Genomic DNA, 17,480 nt, shown 5'->3' on the forward strand with positions numbered 1-17,480 from the left:
CCAAAATCTGAAAAAATGTCAGGTTTTTGGGGTAAAAATTTGAGTGGCATTAAAACTGATAAATAAGAGCGTGGATAGCAATTCGGACAGCCCGCTATCCGACCGTTAATTTCGTTTTTGTTATCACTCAAATATTTAAAACTATGGCAGAAATTAAAATCAGACCTCTGGCAGACCGCGTGCTGGTAGAACCTGCACCGGCAGAAGAGAAAACCGCTTCAGGTATCATTATCCCTGACACTGCAAAAGAGAAGCCTCAGCGCGGCTCTGTAGTGGCAGTAGGTACAGGCAAAAAAGATGAGCCGATGACCGTAAAAGTTGGTGATTCTGTATTGTACGGAAAATATGCCGGCACCGAAATCACCGTAGACGGCAAAGAGTACCTCATCATGCGTGAGTCTGATATTTTTGCAATCCTCTAATCTTTAAACAACAGTTTTTCAATTTCATTGAAGTTGAACCTTAAAAACTAATCACAAAACAATTATGGCTAAGAAAATTTTGTTCGATACCGATGCTCGCGACCGTTTGAAAAGAGGTGTGGATGCGTTGGCTGATGCAGTAAAAGTTACTTTGGGTCCGAAAGGTCGCAACGTTATTCTGGACAAGAAATTTGGTTCTCCCACCGTTACCAAAGACGGTGTAACTGTTGCAAAAGATATTGAGCTGAAGGATGCCGTAGAAAACATGGGCGCTCAATTGGTGAAAGAAGTAGCTTCCAAAACTGCTGACAGCGCAGGTGACGGTACAACAACAGCCACCGTTTTGGCACAGGCTATCTTCTCAAGCGGTATCCGCAACGTAGCTGCCGGCGCCAACCCAATGGATTTGAAGCGCGGTATTGATAAGGCTGTTGCCAAAGTAGTTGAGCACCTGAAATCTCAATCTAAAACCATCACTACTTCTGCCGAAATCGCTCAAGTAGCTACTATTTCTGCTAACAACGACGAAGAAATCGGTAAAATGATTGCCAACGCTATGGACAAAGTTGGCAAAGACGGTGTAATTACGGTTGAAGAAGCCAAAGGCACTGAAACCGAAGTGAAAACTGTAGAAGGTATGCAGTTTGACCGTGGTTATCTGTCTCCTTACTTCGTAACCAACACCGAAAAAATGGAAGCAGAATTGGACAATGCGCTGATTCTGATTTACGACAAGAAAGTTTCTTCCATGAAAGAACTGCTGCCTATTCTGGAGCAGTCTGCACAATCAGGTCGTCCGCTGTTAATCATCGCCGAAGATGTAGAAGGCGAAGCACTGGCTACCTTGGTAGTAAACAAAATCCGTGGTGCGCTGCGCGTAGCTGCCGTTAAAGCTCCGGGCTTCGGCGACCGTCGTAAGGCTATGTTGGAAGATATTGCCATCCTGACAGGCGGTACCGTGATTTCCGAAGAGCGCGGCTACAAACTGGAAAATGCTACTTTGGACTACCTCGGTCGTGCCGAAAAAGTTATCATTGACAAAGATAACACCACTATCGTAAACGGCGCAGGCAGAAAAGAAGACATCCAAGCCCGCGTGAACCAAATCAAGGCGCAAATTGAAGTTACTACTTCTGACTACGACAAGGAAAAACTGCAAGAGCGTTTGGCTAAATTGTCAGGCGGCGTAGCTATCCTGTACGTAGGTGCTGCTACCGAAGTAGAAATGAAAGAGAAGAAAGACCGCATCGACGATGCCCTGCATGCAACCCGTGCTGCTGTTCAGGAAGGTGTTGTAGCAGGTGGCGGCGTAGCCTTGATTCGCGCCATTGAAGCATTAGACAAAGTAGAGGTTGCTAACGAAGACCAAGCTACCGGTGTGAACATCATCCGTCAGGCATTGGAAGCTCCGTTGCGTACCATTGTAGCTAATGCAGGCGGCGAAGGTTCTGTTGTAGTACAGAAAGTAAAAGAAGGCAAAGCTGACTTTGGTTACAACGCCCGCGAAGACCGCTATGAGTCTATGTTTGCCGCAGGTGTGATTGACCCAACCAAAGTAACTCGCTTGGCCTTGGAAAACGCTGCTTCTATCTCTTCTCTGCTGCTCACTACCGAGTGTGTAGTAGCCGATGAGCCTGAAGAAGCTCCTGCCGGTGCACAAGGCGGTATGCCGGGTGGCATGGGCGGCATGATGTAAGCCGTAAAGCAACAATAAATAATAGCAAAAAGCCATCCTGTTTTGGGGTGGCTTTTTTATTTGCAATTGCCAAAGTGTCAAGCAGTTTTTCGTGCTTCAATACTTTGGCAATTGCGCAGCTATTCCATTGAAAATCAATAATTTTCGGAATGGCGGGAGACAATCTGTCAGGCCAATGCTTTCACGGCTGTTTCTATGCGGCGAATCGTTTCTTCGCGACCGCAAATGGTGAGTATGTCCATCAGGTCGGGGCCGCCGCCGCTGCCTGTCATTGCCAGCCGCAGCGCAGGCATTACAGGCCCGGGCTTCATACCCAATTGCGCCAGCAGGTCATTCAGGGAAGTTTTAACGGCTGCCGGAGTAAACTCTCCTTGCCAGCCTTTCAGCAACTCTGCAAAAGCAGTGAGCGCTTTTGCCGCATCGGCAGTCCATTTTTTGGCAACGGTTTCCGCATCGTAGGCAACAGGTGCCTCGAAGAAAAAGCGCCCTGCACTTACCAACTCATGGATAAAAGTAATCCGCTCTTTCATCGCACGGGCTACCAGCACAGCTTTTTCATTGGAGCACATAAGCCCTTGTTTGTCAAGCTCTTGCAATAAAAATCCCGCCAGTTGCTCATCGCTCATCTCTTTGATGTATTGCTGATTGTACCACTTAGCTTTGTTGATATCGAACTTGGCACCGGACTTATTCACGCGCTCCAGCGAGAAGGCAGCAATGAGTTCTTCCATGCTGAATATTTCCTGTTCCGTACCCGGATTCCAGCCCAAAAGTGCAAGAAAGTTCACCAATGCCTCAGGCAAGTAGCCGTCTTCGCGGAAACCTCGCGAGCTTTCGCCTGTTTCGGGGTTGTTCCATTGCAGCGGAAATACGGCAAAACCGTGCTTGTCGCCGTCGCGTTTGCTGAGCTTGCCTTCACCTTCGGGTTTGAGCAGCAGCGGCAGGTGCGCAAATTGGGGCATGGTGCTTTCCCAACCGAAAGCGCGGTAAAGCAGCACGTGCAACGGTGCAGAGGGCAACCACTCTTCGCCGCGAATGACGTGCGAAATCTCCATCAGGTGGTCATCTACTACGTTGGCCAAATGGTAAGTCGGCATACCGTCCGATTTCATCAGCACCTTATCATCTATCGTGCTCGATTGCACAACCACATGCCCGCGAATAAGGTCTGTAAAGCGAATCTCCTCTTTTAAAGGCACTTTCAGGCGAATTACGTAAGGTTCGCCCGACGCAATGCGCCGCTGAACTTCATCGGCCGAAAGCGTAAGAGAGTTTTTCATCTGCATACGCATCACACCATTGTACTGAAAATCAACCTTTTCGGCTTTGAGGCGTTCGCGCATGGCTTCTAACTCTTCGGGGGTGTCAAAAGCGTAATAGGCATTTCCGCTGTCGAGCAACTGCTGTGCATATTGCATGTACAGCGCTTTGCGCTCACTCTGCCGATAGGGCGCATGAGCACCGCCGTGCCATGGGCTTTCGTCTAACTGAATGCCGCACCACTCCAACGAGCGACGGATGTAATCTTCCGCACCGGGAACAAAACGGGTTTGGTCGGTATCTTCTATCCGCAAAATCATCGTGCCGCCTGTATGGCGTGCCAGCAGATAGTTGTAAAGAGCGGTGCGTACACCGCCAATATGCAAAGGCCCCGTCGGACTGGGGGCAAAACGGACTCTTACCGGACGGTCTGTCATAGGATGAACCAATCAAAATTGAGGGGCAAATTTAGGGTGAAAAGTTGTTATATGCTGAGTCTTCGTCTGCGTGCCGTTATTTCCCAAACAGCGGTCATTTGCCCATTCTCAATACAATAGGCTTCATCATACAGATTTACCGTCGGGCATACGTGATAGGGCACACCGTACAATACATCACCAACCTTCCATTTTTCCCAATCGGCTACGCGAACAACGCCGTGTTCTTCGCTTTGGCTGATGAGTTCATAGTCGGAAAGATTCAAAAATCGGATGCGCCTGTCCATCGGATTTTCGGCAGCAATGGCCTTATGCCCCATATCCACAGACAACAGGCCGGGAGCGGGTTTGGAGATAATGCGGGTCAGTACTAATGCCGCATACTGAAAAGGCTGTTCGGTGAGTGTATCGCCATAGCCCCAATCCCAAAGTACGCAGGTGCCCGGGCTGCAATACACATCCTCGCGCAGGCGATGTGCGGTGTAGGCAGGTGTTCCTCCTGCAATCAGTATCGGTACTTTTTCGCCTGTCTGTTCTAATCGGCGGATAATTTCTTCCACCGACAAAAAAACGCTGTCAATTTTTTCTTTCCTTGTTTGAAAGTCTGCATCGCGGATGTGGCCGTCGTAGGCATGAATGCCTTCACAGCAGATGCCTGCGGTACGGTTAATTTGCCGATAAAGCTCAACAGCCTCATTATCAGGTAAATGCCCCGAGCGATTCATGCCGTTGTTAATGTCCAGCAGGGTGCATGCGGTTTTGCCTGCCGCGCTGAATATCTGCGCCAATTCCTGTGCGGTCGGGAAGTTATCAACCAATGAATAAAACACCGTGTCGGGAAATTTTTCCGTGAGTTGCAAAAGTCGCTGCCTTTTCGGGCCGACCAATTGGTGTGCAATAACGATTTGCCGACCGCCATTTGCCGCTGTCATTTCAGCTTCGGCAATGGTAGCGCATTTGAATGAGGTAATACCCTTTGCAACCATCATTTGCACAACGGCAGGCATTTTATTGGTTTTTACATGGACAAAAAGTCGCTCAGGACTGCCTGCCAGCGCAATCATCTGCGCGATGTTGTGCTGCACCCGCTCTTTGTAAATCAGCAGCGAGGGGCTGTCCAATGCGGAAGTATCCGCTATTTCAAACCATTGGGGCATAAGTAAATCGGTTTTATTGACATGGTAATCGGTTTAGGCCGTGATGCAGGGATTCCGTGCTTCCGATTAGCCGCAGCACCGAATCAGGCCTCATAAAATGATTCCATTTTTCAAGGTCGTGAGCCGCGCAGTCTTTATGGATAGAGTCGTGATTGCACAATTGAACTTTGGAAATCTGTAAAAAATATCGGCGATGGCCTTACTCTACTGCCTTTGTCCAGTTCATGGTGCGCTTTACTGCTTCCTGCCAACCCATGTAGCGCTTGTCGGCTTCGTAGCTGTTGAGTTGCGGGCGGAAATTGCGTTCTACCTTCCACAGGGCAGCGATTTGTTCTTTTGTCCACAAGCCAATGCCGATACCTGCCAGAAAGGCTGCACCGCGCGCCGCACTTTCAATAACATCGGGGCGCTGCACTTCTACCCCCAACACGTCGGCCTGAAACTGCATCAGCAAGTTATTGGCAGAAGCGCCGCCATCTACGCGGAGGGCTTTCAGCGAAACTTTGTCGTCCTTGGTCATAGCGTCCAGCACGTCGCGGGTCTGATAGGCCAGCGATTCCAGCGTGGCACGCACAATATGCGATTTGGTAGTGCCGCGGGTCAGCCCGAAAATGGCACCGCGTGCATACATATCCCAGTAGGGCGTACCCAAGCCCGCAAAGGCCGGCACTACATACACGCCGTCGGAATGGGGGACTTTGGCTGCAAAGTGTTCGGAATCAGCGGCTTCATCAATCAGTTTGAGGCCGTCGCGCAGCCATTGAATGGCCGCCCCCGCTATGAAAATGCTGCCTTCCAGTGCGTATTCTACCTGATTATCAATACCCCATGCAATGGTGGTAATCAACCCGTGTTTTGATTTGACGGGTTGCTTGCCTGTATTTTTCAGCAGGAAGCAGCCTGTTCCGTAGGTGTTTTTTGCCATGCCGGGCTGGAAACAGGCATGACCGAAAAGCGCTGCCTGCTGGTCGCCTGCTACGCCCGTAATTGGTATTTCGGCACCATCAAACAGCGATTTGTCCGTTGTGTCAAAGCTGCCTGCCGATGGGCGCACCTCGGGCAGCATCGCACGGGGAATGTTCAAATGGTCTAACAGGGTTTGATCCCAGTCTAAGTTGCGGATGTTGTACAACATCGTGCGCGAAGCATTGGAGTAGTCGGTGGCATGCACCCAGCCCTTGGTCAAGTTCCAGATGAGCCAAGTGTCTATGGTGCCGAAAAGAATTTCTCCTGCTTCTGCTTTTTGCCTGAGTTCGGGGTAGGTATCCAGAATCCAAGCGAGTTTGGTGGCAGAAAAGTACGCATCGGCAACCAATCCGGTGTTTTCGCGGATGTAAGGCTCCATGCCTTCGTTTTTGAGGCGGTCGCAAAGTTCTGCGGTGCGGCGGTCTTGCCAAACGATGGCGTTGTAAACAGGCTCGCCGGTTGCTTTATTCCACACAACAGTGGTTTCTCGCTGGTTGGTGATGCCAATGGCGCTGATGTCGGAAAATTGCAGCATTGACTGTTGCACTGCGTCTTTCATGGTCTGCAACTGGGTGTTCCAGATTTCAATGGGGTCGTGTTCTACCCATCCCGGGCGGGGGTAAATCTGGCGGAACTCTTTCTGCCCGATGCCAACCATACGCCCGTTTTCATCAAAAATGATGCTTCGGCAACTGGTTGTACCTTGGTCAATGCTGAGGATGTACTTCATATTACAAGCGGCGAATCATTTCTTTTTTATCCAGAACGATGCTCCACATACCGATAAATTTGCCTTGGTGGCGTACCGGCGAGGTGTACAGCAACTGTTCGTTGCCTAATTTCTGAATATTTTCCGCAATTGCAATATTTTGCTGCACATTGTAGTTGTATGCCCTCCAAATTTCCTGTGCCTTTGGATGCAGGTCGGGCGTTTCGCGGCAGACAAAGCGGTACTCTGCTACTACTTCGTTGGTTAAAGCGCCGTTGATGCGGATACTGTCGCAATTGCCGCTTGCCGGTATTACCAGCAGCGGTTGCAACTGCGAAACGGCGCGAATGCCTTCTTCGGCGGCCAGCCCCATAATTTGCGCCTCGGTAACGCGTTTGAGTTTGCGTCCACGCATTTCTCGGGCAAGCGCATTGCGGTCTGTGCGGTCTTCTCTTTCACCGCAGGCAACTAAAAAAATAAGGATAAGCCATGCAAACTTGCAGGCATCAGACAATAGGCGCGGCATTGACTGCTATAACAGATTTAATTTCGGGCACATCTTTGATAATCGCCTGTTCTACACCCGCTTTGAGTGTCATCATAGACATCGGGCAGGAACTGCACGAGCCGAGCAGTTCCAGAATAACGGTATTTTCAGAAGTGATTTCCAAAATTTTGACATTGCCGCCGTCTGCTTCCAAATAGGGGCGAATGGAGTCCAGCGCTTTGTCCACCCTTTCCAGTAAGTCTGTATTTGCTGATGTTTCCATAATTGAAAAGTTATGCTTTTGCCAGTTCCATCTGTGCGTTGCGCATGGCTACGTGTCTTGCCAGACTTTCTGCCAGTTCTTTAAACGATGCAGCCATAATATCGTTGCTCATAACTACCGGCCTGCCGTTGTCGCCTGCTTCGCGGATGCTTTGCACCAATGGTATTTCGCCAAGGAAGGGCACTTCGTTGCGTTTGGCAAGCATTTTACCGCCGTCTTTGCCAAACAGGTAATACTTATTTTCGGGCAATTCTTCCGGAGTGAAATAGGCCATGTTTTCAATTACGCCCAAAATAGGTACGTTAATCATTTTTTGGCGGAACATGGCAAGCCCTTTTTGCGCATCGGCAAGCGCCACTTTTTGGGGGGTAGTAACAATTACCGCACCTGTTACGGGTACGGTTTGTACCAGCGTGAGGTGAATATCGCTTGTGCCCGGAGGCAGGTCTACCAACAAGTAGTCCAAATCGCCCCAGTCGGCATCGCTGATGAATTGGCGCAGTGCCGAACTCGCCATCGGGCCGCGCCATACAACGGCGTCTTCGGGCGGCGCCAGAAAACCGATGGAAAGCAATTTAACGCCGTATTGCTCAATTGGGACAATCAGATTGCGCTCATTTTTTTTGATGACACCCGGGCGTGCACTTTCGCAGTTGAACATGGTAGGCATGGAAGGGCCAAAAATATCGGCATCTATAATGCCCACTTTGGCACCGCTTTGTGCCAGTGCAATAGCAAGGTTAGCGGTTGTGGTAGATTTGCCCACCCCGCCTTTGCCCGATGCAATGGCGATAATGTTTTTCACGCCGGGTAGCAGTTGCTCGTTGCCGCGAAGGCTGGTAACATCTGCCGTCATGTGGATTTGCACCGAAAGGTCGGGTGATACGTGCTCGGCAATTGCTTTTTCGCAGTTCTGACGAATCAACTCTTTCAGCGGGCAGGCCGGAGTAGTCAGCACCACGGTGAAACTCACGCGGTTGCCTGAAACCTGCACGTCGCGAATCATGTTCAGCGATACCAAATCGCGCTTCAAATCAGGCTCTTCCACATGCGAAAGTGCCCGTAAAATATCTTCATTTGTATAGGCCATACATTGACAAGGTTCAAAAAGTGTTGCAATTTACGCCCAAATTGCCTTAGCTTAACGTTTTGACGAAACGATTGGTTTACACCACAGGTACAAGTGTCCGATTGTGAACACCTGCCTGTTCGTTAGAAGTACAATATCGGGAAACAAATTTTTGCAACATACTCATTTTGAGTAAGTTGCTAAATGGTACTAAATTAGCTTGGAGAATGGACGTATGAACCCTATTATTCGCACGGTAAATCTGACAAAGGTATATGCCAGCGGCAACGTGGACACGGTTGCCCTGCGGGATATTAATTTGACCGTGCGGGAGGGTGAGTTTATCAGCATTATGGGGCCTTCGGGTTGCGGCAAATCATCGCTGCTCAACCTGCTCTCGCTGATGGATAAGCCGACTTCGGGAGAGTTGTATTTCATGGACAAGCCAACCTCTCAACTCAGCGACAGACAGCGGGCAGAGTTGCGTCGTTATCACATCGGCTTTGTTTTTCAGAGTTTTAACTTGATTGAAGAATTGACGGTAGCGGAAAATATAGCACTGCCGTTGATTTATCAACGAGTTCCTGAGGCAGAGAGGATGCATCGCGTCAATCAGGTAATGGAGCAGTTGGATGTTTTGCACAAAGGCCATTTTTATCCGATGCAATTGTCCGGCGGGCATCAGCAGCGCGTGGCAGTGGCGCGCGCAATTGTAAGCCGCCCCCGAATCCTGTTTGCCGACGAACCCACGGGCAACTTAGATTCGCAGCATGGACAGGAAGTCATGGAAATCCTTTCCGACCTCAACGACAAGGGCACTACCATTGTAATGGTAACTCACTCACCTCAATATGCGGAGTTCAGCCAACGCACCATCCACCTGTTCGACGGGCAGGTAGTCAGCGGTGCGATTAGTCAATTTCGTTAAAATTCAATCCGTGAAGGCAAGTGCTGAAAGACTGGTTTAAACTTTCCCTGAGTAATTTGTTGAAAAACAGGCTCTATACGTTTCTGAACGTACTGGGTCTGTCCATCGGGGTTGCGGCCTTTACAGTGCTGTTTTTGTTGTTCATCCACGAAACGCAATACGATAATTTTCACCCCAATATTGATAAACTCTACCGCATTACGCAGGAAATTAACCAAAGCGGTGTAGGTGAACATTCGGCCAGTGTGCCTTTTCCTTTGGGGCCTACTTTGGCTGCCGACTATCCGGAAAAAATAAAAACTTTTGTTCGCCTGTTCAATTTTCAATCTCCGTCACTTTCCGTCAGCTACGACGAACGTAAATTTAACGAACAGCGGTTTTTCTTTGCCGACAGCAGTTTTTTGCAGGTGTTCGGCTTCACCCTGTCGGAAGGAGATGCGGCAACCGCATTGCGTGAGTCTAACAGCGTAATTTTGACAGAGGCCGCCGCCCGCCGCTATTTCGGCAAAGAAAATGCGCTTGGGCGCAAACTACTGTTTCAGGGCAGCATCCCGCTGGAAGTTACGGGGGTTGTAGCCGAAAGCCCACGCCGTTCGCATATTGATTTTGACTTTATCGCTTCGTTTACCACCTTAGACCAGATGAGTGTGAGCTCATTCCGCGACAACTGGGTGTGGAATCCCTGCTGGACGTATGTGGTACTGCAACCCAATGTTAAGGAAAGTGATGCAGCCGCTTTGTTTGGCGATTTGATAGACAATTATTTCCCCGAAAGTATTGCCGCCAATGTCCGCCTACATCTGCAACCGGTATCGGCCATTCACCTGACCTCCAATCTGGACTATGAAATCAGTGCCAACGGAGATATTCGCTATGTCTATATTTTCGGAGGAATGGCTGTATTTATTCTGCTGATTTCGGTGATTAATTTTACCAACATCAGCACAGCCATGGCATCGGCACGTGTGCGTTCGGTCATGGTGATTAAAGCGATAGGGGCTTCCCGCAGTGAGCTGTTCTGGTTCTACCTGACCGAATCGGCAATTATCGGCGGCTTTGCCGTCATTGCAGGCTTTATTTTGGTAGAAATTATTTCTCCTTTTCTGACCGACCTTTCCGGCAATCCGTTGCAAGGCTCTGTTTTGAGCGAACAAAACATGCTCATCGGCATTTTGGGGGCAGGTATTCTGTCGGGTTTTTTGGCCGGTATCTATCCTGCCTATTACCTCTCGTCTTTTGAAATCGGCAACCTGTATCACGGACGCTTGCTCAAAGTGCGCAGCGGCAGGCGTTTCCGAAGCATATTGGTTGTTGTGCAGTTCAGTATTTCCCTTCTTCTTTTTATTACTACCATTGTGAGCAGCAGGCAGTTAGAGTTTTTGCGCAATGCCAAACTGGGCTTTGACCAAGAACAGATTGTGGTTGTGCCGGTTGCCAACAGCCGCATCGCACAGGTATTTCCCGAATTTAAGGAGAAGTTGTTGAATGCGCCTGCCATTGCTTCGGTAACTGCCATGGAAGAAGTATTGGGCAAAAGTTACCAAACGCACGAGTTCTACAACGAAGAAAAAGGCAGCAGTTTTTACCCTTCCATTATTGTCAGCCACGACTTTATCCGCACTTTCAACATTGAAATCATTGAAGGCCGCGATTTTATTTCGCGCAGCGGCAAGCCACAGGGCTACGACAGCGACTTTGGCGTGGTGGAGGATATGTTTGGTTACTTTGATGAAGATGAGCGGAATGCGGTCATCATCAACGAAGCGATGGTGGAATATATGGGCTGGGGAAGCCCGATAAACGCCATCGGCAAAACCCTGAGCCGCCGAACGGGCAATGAAAAAGTAATCGGCGTGGTAAAAAATTTCCACTTTTCATCGTTGCATAAGCACGTAGCCCCGTTTGTGATTGATTTGGCAGGTGAAAATATCAACCGAAACTACATCAAATATGTGGCGGTGAAAATCAAGCCCGACCAAATTAGTCAGGGTATAGAGGCCATCGGAACGGCATGGACGGCACTCAATCCTTTGCAGGCATTTGATTATTTTTTCCTCAAAGAAAAGTTAGACAAACTCTACATTAAGGAGCAACAGTTGAAGCAAATCAGCATTTGGTTTACTGCCATTGCCGTTCTGCTGGCCTGTATGGGACTTTTTGGTTTGTCCTCGTTTGTGGTGGAGCAGCAACGCCGCGAAATCGGCATCCGCAAAGCTATTGGCGCATATGATTACCAGTTGGTAGCTTATCTGGGTATGCGGTTCCTGTGGATGATTCTGTTGAGCATAGCTGTTACACTTCCCGTGAGCTACTTCCTGATGCGTCAATGGCTGTCTTCTTTCCCTTACCACATTGAACTTTCCCCCGACATCTTCCTGATATCGGGAGGTATCATTTTGATAGTCAGTGCAATAGCCATTGCTTACCACACCATTCGTGCGGCGCGGTTTACGCCGATGGAAACCATTGTACGGACGTGGTAAGGTTTAAATATCGCCCAACTGCGGACGGAGCAGCAATTCCTCTACAACGGTATAGCGGGAAAGTTGCCACGCACCTACAACGGCTTTGCCGATATCTGCGGCAGGCATAAAGCGCGATTCGGGCAAGTCCACACCTGCCCAACTGTCGGTAAGGGTTGCCCCCGGCAGAATAGCCGTTACACGCACGTTGTGAGGTTTCATTTCTTCGCGTAGCACTTTGGTCATGCCCAGCAGCGCAAATTTGGAGATGCAATAGCTGCCGCCGTTGGTATAAGGAATGATACTTGCCGTGGAGCAAATATTGAAAATATGGCCGTCCTTACGGGTCATCATGGCGGGCAACAGGGCACGCGTAAGATGGTAGGCACTGTAAAGGTTGGTTTCTATTTGCTGCTCCAATACGCCTTCTGCTTCATTGTGGATTTGCCCGGGCGTAAAAACGCCTGTATTATTAACCAATACATCAATAGGCTGTTGCAGGCTGTTGATAAAATCGGCAAAAGCTGCCACCGATGCCCGCTGCGAAAGGTCGGCAGCAAACGTATGTACCTGTACACCATATTGCTTGCCAATAGCATCGGCTGTTGCCTGCAAAGTAGCCTGATTGCGTGCACAGAGAATCAGCCGAAAGCCAATGGCGGCAAACTGCTCTGCAATGGCCTTGCCGATGCCTCGGCTGCTGCCTGTAATAACTGCGATGGGTTGCAACATTAGTTGAGTGGTTAAAAGTGATTCAGTAGTTAAGTAAGTGAGCAATTTAAAACGACCTTTCAAATTTATCGCAAAGCCCACTGAGTATTACGCAAAGAGCACTAAGTGTTTTTATGATAAATTTTTTCTTTGTGTACACTGCGGTTAAACCTTTGCGCACTCTGCGGTAAAAAAGAACGCGTTAATTGGCTCACCTGCTTACTTGCGCCAAGTAAACAATCGGGCTTATCTGCTGTTCATCAGGTCTTCTATTTCCTCGGCCAAAATCGGAATGTGTGCCATCAGGTCTATATTGCCGTTTTCGGTGATGAGGATGTCGTTTTCCAGACGGATACCGATGCCTTCTTCGGGGATATAAATGCCCGGCTCACAGGTAAATACCATACCCGGCTCAAATACGTGGTAGCGGCTGCCGTAGTCGTGTACATCCAGTCCCAAATGATGGGAAGTGCCGTGCATAAAGTACTTTTTGTACAGCGGATTGTCCGGGTCTTGTCTGGCGACTTCGTGTTTGTCCAACAGTCCAAGCCCAATTAGCTCTGACTCCATTACCTTACCTACTTCTTTGTGGTAATCTATCCAGTTATTACCTGTAACGAGCATAGCCTTGGCTTCCAGCATGACGCGATAAACCGCATTATAAATAGCTTTCTGGCGCTGGGTAAATTTGCCACTGACAGGAAGCACGCGTGTCAGGTCGGCGTTGTAGTTAGCATATTGCGCCGCCACATCCAGCAGTAGCACATCGCCTGCATGACACTGACGGTTGTTTTCTATGTAGTGGAGCACGCAGGCATTGACTCCCGAAGCAATAATGGGCGTGTAGGCAAAACCATTGGAGCGGTTGCGGATAAATTCATGAATAAGTTCGGCTTCAACTTCGTACTCCCAAACACCCGGGCGCACAAAACCCAGCAGGCGGCGGAAGCCTTTGGCCGTAATATCAATGGCCTTTTGTATTTGCTCCACCTCCCAAACAGACTTTACAGCCCGCAGGCGGTGCATAATGGGCTGCAAGCGCTCATATTTGTGCAAGGGGTATTTTTCCTTGCAGTAACGAATAAAACGGTCGTCGCGGGTTTGAACTTCGCTGCTGTTGCGCAGATGTTCGTTCGTATTCAGGTAGAGGTACTCTGCTTCAAAAACCAACCCGTTGAAAATATTGGCGAATTGGTGCGTCCAATAAACGGTTTGAATGCCCGACAGTTGGCGTGCTTCCTCTTTGGTGAGTTTATGCCCCTCCCAAATAGCAATGTGCTCGTTGGTTTCGCGCAGAAACAAAATTTCGCGGTGCTTTGCTTCCTTAGCATCGGGGAAGATAAGTAAAATGGTTTCTTCTTGGTCTATACCGCAGAGGTAGAACAAATCACTTTGTTGCTTAAAGCCCATTGTGCCGTCGGCATTGGTAGGCATAATATCATTGGCATTGAACACTGCCAGCCCGCCCGGTTTGAGGTGGCGACGGAATTTGTCACGATTATGAATAAACAAATCGGAGGGTATCGGTTCGTAACGCATAGTTTCGTTTGGGAAGATAAATGGGCAACAAGTCTATGCAATTTGGTACATTTGCACAAATAAATAGCTATGCCTACCATCTTTACACGCATCATCAACGGTGAAATACCTTGTCATAAAATTGCGGAAAATGAGCAATTTATTGCCTTTCTGGATATCCGCCCCGTAGCGGAAGGGCATACATTGGTTGTGCCTAAGAAAGAGATTGACTATATTTTTGACCACGACGACCAAACCTTGGCAGACATGATGGTTTTTGCCAAAACGGTTGCCAAAGCCATAGAAAAAGCTATCCCTTGCCTGCGCGTAGGTTTAGCTGTCATTGGTTTGGAAGTGCCTCATACCCATTTGCATTTGATTCCGCTGCATCAGGCGCACATTGATTTCCGCCACCCGATACAGCAAAGCCCCGAACAGTTGGCAGCAACTGCGCAAAAAATAGTAGCACAACTATGAAAAGCGATGAGCCGGATACTATTAAGCGCATCGTCATATTCGGGCCGGAATGTAGCGGTAAAACCACACTGGCACGCCAACTGGCAGCCCATTTCGGAACAAGTTGGTCGCCAGAATACACCAGACCGTACCTGACTTATAAAAACGATATTGAACATCGCTGGCAGCGCGGTTTCATCTCTGTGTATGACGATGTAGAGCCCATGGCCATCGGGCAAATAGCCGTTGAAGACCATGCAGTGGCTTGTGCTGCCAATGGGCTGGTTTTTCACGATACCAACCTGCTGACCAATCTGGTGTATGCAGAGTACTATTTCGGGCAAACTCCCGAATGGCTGCCGCTGATGGTAAACAACCGTGCTTACGACGGCTATCTGTTGATGGAGCCTAATTTGCCTTGGTATGCCGATGGCCTCCGTGACCGTCCGATGCAGCGCAATTTATTGCTTGAAATATTCAAAAATGCGCTCCATTTGCACGAATGCAAGTATGCGCAAATCTCCGCAACAGGTGAAGGCCGCCTGCAACAGGCACTCGAGGTACTTAGCCAATGGGGTATCAGCCCGCCAGCAAAGCCCTGAATTGCTCCCGATTGAATTGCCAAACATCGTCGGGCGGTTCGGGGCTGTAAAACGATGTCTGCCGAATGCGTTGCAGTAATATTTCCGCATCTACTCGCTGAAAATCAACAACTAAGGCCGCATTGTACGGATGAGCTACCGATTCCCACAAGGGATTGGCAGGCATCAGAAACGGCAAGCGGAAGGCCATGTATTCGTATATCTTCGTTGGCATACAGCGTTCGGTGCTGCGATTGGGTAGATAACTTATAACGGCCAAATCGGCATGGGGAAGCGCATCTATAATCAATTGATGGTTAAGCGGTTGAGTACTTACCTGCCATTCAATAAAAGGGCAGTCTGCTATCATTTTTTCCAGTTCCTGCCGATAGGTTGCGTCGCTGCATGAGCCGATGACCAACAGGGAAATTTTGTGATTGACCCGATGCATTTTTTTAGCCAGTTCAATGGCCAAATGTGTGCCATACGCCCGTGAAACCGTGCCTGTGTAAATCAGGCGAAGCCTGCCTTCTGGTAATAGCTTGTTTCCTTTGATAAACCTGACGGGTTTTGAAAACCCGTCAGGTTTTAATTTGCTTGAAGGCGGATGAAGAGGCGCAAATTTATTGGGCACAAAGTCGTAGTTATGCCGCACAAAAGGTAACTCGGCGGCATAGCTTTGCTCAGCCAGCCAATAGCGATTGATGCGTAAACTGCTCACCGTTTCAACCGTTCGGACGGCTGCCGCAAGCACGTGTTTGGTCAGCCCCCGGTAGTACCCCTGATGCAGAATATTAAGGCGATAGTTCTCCCGCACGTCATAAATCAGGCGGCAGTTGCGAAACAGGGAGTAGAAGACCGCAAAAGGCAGTAAATCAGGGCTTTGTACAATCAGTACATCGGGTTTGATTTGCCGCAATTGCCTGTAAAAAATAAGTGATGCCCGCAAGCGCTGCATGAAACGGCGCGGAAAAAAATCATACGGCAAAAAATGAATATTAGGTATTTTCGGCAAAGGGGAAAGGCTGGGCGCACCAACCATAAATACCTCAAAATCAGGAGCTAATGAAAGCGCAAACCGCTCGAAACCACGCACATCGTCCACGGGTTTCAGTAAAGAGGCTATCAGTACTTTACGGGGCATTGTATGAAAAAACCTGTCAGCTTTTCAAAACTGACAGGTTTCGGTGTATGATGGAATGATTAGTTCAAAACGGTTGCTACATCGTGGTAAGGCAAGCCCCAGTCGTCGGCTACGTTTTTGTAAACTACTTTCCCTTGTACCACATTCAGCCCCAGCATCAATTCGCGGTTGTCCAAACAAGCTTTTTTCCAGCCTTTGTCGGCCAGTTGGGTAACATAAGGCAGCGTAGCATTGGTCAGACCCAGCGTAGAAGTATAAGGCACCGCACCCGGCATGTTGGCTACGCAATAGTGTACCACATCGTCAATAATGTACGTAGGGTTTTCGTGGGTAGTGGCACGGGTAGTTTCAAAGCAACCACCTTGGTCTACCGCTACGTCCACCATTACCGTACCCGGACGCATCAGTTTCAGCATGTCGCGCGTGATGAGTTTTGGAGCTTTTGCCCCCGGAATCAGTACCGCACCAATAATCAGGTCGGTGTGAGGCAGTTCCTGCATGATGTTGTAACGGCTCGACATCATCGTGTTTACGTTGGCAGGCATAATATCGTCCAAAGCACGCAGGCGAGGCAGGCTTACGTCCATAATGGTAACATGTGCGCCCAAACCGGCCGCCATCTTAGCCGCCTGTGTACCTACAATGCCACCGCCCAGAATCAACACTTTGGCAGGTTTTACGCCGGGGATGCCGCCCAACAAAATGCCGCGTCCTTTAATCGGCTTCTCGAGGTATTTCGCACCTTGCTGAATAGACATGCGTCCGGCAACTTCCGACATAGGAATGAGCAATGGCAAACTGCGGTCGGCTTTTTCAACGGTTTCGTAGGCGCAGCAAACCGCACCGCTGCGAATCATGGCATGGGTCAGTTCTTCGGAAGAGGCAAAGTGAAAATATGTAAACAGCAACTGGTCTTTGCGAATCAGGTTGTATTCGGCTTCAATCGGTTCTTTTACCTTTACAATCATTTCGGCAATGCCGTACACTTCCTCAATGGTTGGCAAAATTTTGGCACCTGCCGCTACGTATTCTTCATCTTCAAAACCGCTGCCTATGCCGGCAGTGCTTTGTACGTACACCTGATGGCCGCGTTCGGTCAGTTCTGCCGTACCTGCGGGCGTAAGAGCTACACGGTTTTCGTTATTTTTGATTTCTTTTGGGACACCAATAATCATTTTGTTGCTTATTTGATTG

The 17,480-nt window shown here is 49.1% G+C and carries 16 protein-coding genes; 6 read left to right on the forward strand and 10 right to left on the reverse strand.

The genetic code is table 11. The features are described 5' to 3' along the window. The first annotated feature begins 143 nt into the window (after positions 1 to 143). Together NDK19_RS07855 and groL are read left to right on the forward strand one after the other, a co-directional pair. Positions 144 to 422, forward strand: coding sequence for a co-chaperone GroES (locus tag NDK19_RS07855; protein ID WP_250631321.1), 279 nt, complete (start codon positions 144 to 146; stop codon positions 420 to 422). Positions 423 to 486: 64 nt separating this feature from the next. Beyond that, positions 487 to 2,118 (forward strand): chaperonin GroEL, encoded by a 1,632-nt coding sequence (groL, locus tag NDK19_RS07860; protein ID WP_250631322.1) that lies wholly within the window; start codon positions 487 to 489, stop codon positions 2,116 to 2,118. A gap of 167 nt (positions 2,119 to 2,285) precedes the next feature. On the opposite strand, the gene gltX is transcribed toward groL, so the two are convergent. The 6 genes from gltX to NDK19_RS07890 form a co-directional block, all read right to left on the reverse strand. Continuing rightward, on the reverse strand, positions 2,286 to 3,815 hold the full coding sequence (gltX, locus tag NDK19_RS07865; RefSeq protein WP_250631323.1) for a glutamate--tRNA ligase: 1,530 nt from the start codon (positions 3,813 to 3,815) through the stop codon (positions 2,286 to 2,288). 47 nt (positions 3,816 to 3,862) lie between these two features. Further along, the gene (locus NDK19_RS07870) at positions 3,863 to 4,972 is read right to left on the reverse strand and encodes a D-TA family PLP-dependent enzyme (RefSeq protein ID WP_250631324.1); all 1,110 of its coding nucleotides are present in this window, start codon (positions 4,970 to 4,972) and stop codon (positions 3,863 to 3,865) included. Positions 4,973 to 5,171: 199 nt separating this feature from the next. Next, complete coding sequence (gene glpK, locus NDK19_RS07875; protein WP_250631325.1) at positions 5,172 to 6,668, reverse strand: glycerol kinase GlpK; 1,497 nt, start codon at positions 6,666 to 6,668, stop codon at positions 5,172 to 5,174. Position 6,669: 1 nt separating this feature from the next. Then, positions 6,670 to 7,173, reverse strand: a complete 504-nt coding sequence (locus tag NDK19_RS07880; RefSeq protein ID WP_250631326.1) for a hypothetical protein — start codon at positions 7,171 to 7,173, stop codon at positions 6,670 to 6,672. Next, positions 7,154 to 7,417: a NifU family protein gene (locus NDK19_RS07885; protein WP_250631327.1), complete on the reverse strand. Its 264-nt coding sequence runs from the start codon at positions 7,415 to 7,417 to the stop codon at positions 7,154 to 7,156. Before NDK19_RS07885 ends, NDK19_RS07880 begins: the two co-directional genes overlap by 20 nt. Before the next feature lie 10 nt (positions 7,418 to 7,427). Next, positions 7,428 to 8,507 carry an Mrp/NBP35 family ATP-binding protein gene (locus tag NDK19_RS07890; protein WP_250631328.1) on the reverse strand — a complete coding sequence of 360 codons (1,080 nt, stop codon included), beginning with the start codon at positions 8,505 to 8,507 and terminating at the stop codon, positions 7,428 to 7,430. A gap of 214 nt (positions 8,508 to 8,721) precedes the next feature. On the opposite strand from NDK19_RS07890, the gene NDK19_RS07895 reads away from it, so the two are divergent. Together NDK19_RS07895 and NDK19_RS07900 are read left to right on the forward strand one after the other, a co-directional pair. Next, positions 8,722 to 9,414 (forward strand): ABC transporter ATP-binding protein, encoded by a 693-nt coding sequence (locus NDK19_RS07895; protein ID WP_250631329.1) that lies wholly within the window; start codon positions 8,722 to 8,724, stop codon positions 9,412 to 9,414. 59 nt (positions 9,415 to 9,473) lie between these two features. Then, positions 9,474 to 11,897, forward strand: coding sequence for an ABC transporter permease (locus tag NDK19_RS07900; protein WP_250631330.1), 2,424 nt, complete (start codon positions 9,474 to 9,476; stop codon positions 11,895 to 11,897). A gap of 3 nt (positions 11,898 to 11,900) precedes the next feature. Here the strand turns inward: NDK19_RS07900 and NDK19_RS07905 are convergent, their stop codons facing one another. Together NDK19_RS07905 and NDK19_RS07910 are read right to left on the reverse strand one after the other, a co-directional pair. Then, the gene (locus tag NDK19_RS07905) at positions 11,901 to 12,605 is read right to left on the reverse strand and encodes an SDR family oxidoreductase (RefSeq protein ID WP_250631477.1); all 705 of its coding nucleotides are present in this window, start codon (positions 12,603 to 12,605) and stop codon (positions 11,901 to 11,903) included. A gap of 228 nt (positions 12,606 to 12,833) precedes the next feature. Then, on the reverse strand, positions 12,834 to 14,126 hold the full coding sequence (locus tag NDK19_RS07910) for an aminopeptidase P family protein (protein WP_250631331.1): 1,293 nt from the start codon (positions 14,124 to 14,126) through the stop codon (positions 12,834 to 12,836). A gap of 69 nt (positions 14,127 to 14,195) precedes the next feature. Between NDK19_RS07910 and NDK19_RS07915 the strand changes: the two genes are divergently transcribed. Both NDK19_RS07915 and NDK19_RS07920 read left to right on the forward strand, forming a co-directional pair. Further along, positions 14,196 to 14,582: an HIT family protein gene (locus tag NDK19_RS07915; protein WP_250631332.1), complete on the forward strand. Its 387-nt coding sequence runs from the start codon at positions 14,196 to 14,198 to the stop codon at positions 14,580 to 14,582. Continuing rightward, on the forward strand, positions 14,579 to 15,163 hold the full coding sequence (locus NDK19_RS07920) for an AAA family ATPase (RefSeq protein ID WP_250631333.1): 585 nt from the start codon (positions 14,579 to 14,581) through the stop codon (positions 15,161 to 15,163). Before NDK19_RS07915 ends, NDK19_RS07920 begins: the two co-directional genes overlap by 4 nt. On the opposite strand, the gene NDK19_RS07925 is transcribed toward NDK19_RS07920, so the two are convergent. Then, complete coding sequence (locus tag NDK19_RS07925; protein ID WP_250631334.1) at positions 15,141 to 16,286, reverse strand: glycosyltransferase; 1,146 nt, start codon at positions 16,284 to 16,286, stop codon at positions 15,141 to 15,143. The genes NDK19_RS07920 and NDK19_RS07925 overlap by 23 nt on opposite strands. A 59-nt stretch (positions 16,287 to 16,345) precedes the next feature. Then, a complete protein-coding gene (gene ald / locus NDK19_RS07930) occupies positions 16,346 to 17,461 on the reverse strand; it encodes an alanine dehydrogenase (protein ID WP_250631335.1) in 1,116 nt (371 codons plus the stop codon). Between the last annotated feature and the right edge of the window lie 19 nt (positions 17,462 to 17,480).

It is taken from the genome of Rhodoflexus caldus, from assembly GCF_021206925.1.
GTDB lineage: Bacteria > Bacteroidota > Bacteroidia > Cytophagales > Thermoflexibacteraceae > Rhodoflexus > Rhodoflexus caldus.

Bases quoted from the DNA above. Each gene is read 5' to 3' on its own strand.
- NDK19_RS07855 (WP_250631321.1), top strand. From the start codon at position 144: ATGGCAGAAATTAAAATCAGACCTCTGGCAGACCGCGTGCTGGTAGAA.
- groL (WP_250631322.1), top strand. From the start codon at position 487: ATGGCTAAGAAAATTTTGTTCGATACCGATGCTCGCGACCGTTTGAAA.
- gltX (WP_250631323.1), bottom strand. From the start codon at position 3,815: ATGACAGACCGTCCGGTAAGAGTCCGTTTTGCCCCCAGTCCGACGGGG.
- NDK19_RS07870 (WP_250631324.1), bottom strand. From the start codon at position 4,972: ATGCCCCAATGGTTTGAAATAGCGGATACTTCCGCATTGGACAGCCCC.
- glpK (WP_250631325.1), bottom strand. From the start codon at position 6,668: ATGAAGTACATCCTCAGCATTGACCAAGGTACAACCAGTTGCCGAAGC.
- NDK19_RS07880 (WP_250631326.1), bottom strand. From the start codon at position 7,173: ATGCCGCGCCTATTGTCTGATGCCTGCAAGTTTGCATGGCTTATCCTT.
- NDK19_RS07885 (WP_250631327.1), bottom strand. From the start codon at position 7,417: ATGGAAACATCAGCAAATACAGACTTACTGGAAAGGGTGGACAAAGCG.
- NDK19_RS07890 (WP_250631328.1), bottom strand. From the start codon at position 8,507: ATGGCCTATACAAATGAAGATATTTTACGGGCACTTTCGCATGTGGAA.
- NDK19_RS07895 (WP_250631329.1), top strand. From the start codon at position 8,722: ATGAACCCTATTATTCGCACGGTAAATCTGACAAAGGTATATGCCAGC.
- NDK19_RS07910 (WP_250631331.1), bottom strand. From the start codon at position 14,126: ATGCGTTACGAACCGATACCCTCCGATTTGTTTATTCATAATCGTGAC.
- NDK19_RS07915 (WP_250631332.1), top strand. From the start codon at position 14,196: ATGCCTACCATCTTTACACGCATCATCAACGGTGAAATACCTTGTCAT.
- NDK19_RS07920 (WP_250631333.1), top strand. From the start codon at position 14,579: ATGAAAAGCGATGAGCCGGATACTATTAAGCGCATCGTCATATTCGGG.
- NDK19_RS07925 (WP_250631334.1), bottom strand. From the start codon at position 16,286: ATGCCCCGTAAAGTACTGATAGCCTCTTTACTGAAACCCGTGGACGAT.
- ald (WP_250631335.1), bottom strand. From the start codon at position 17,461: ATGATTATTGGTGTCCCAAAAGAAATCAAAAATAACGAAAACCGTGTA.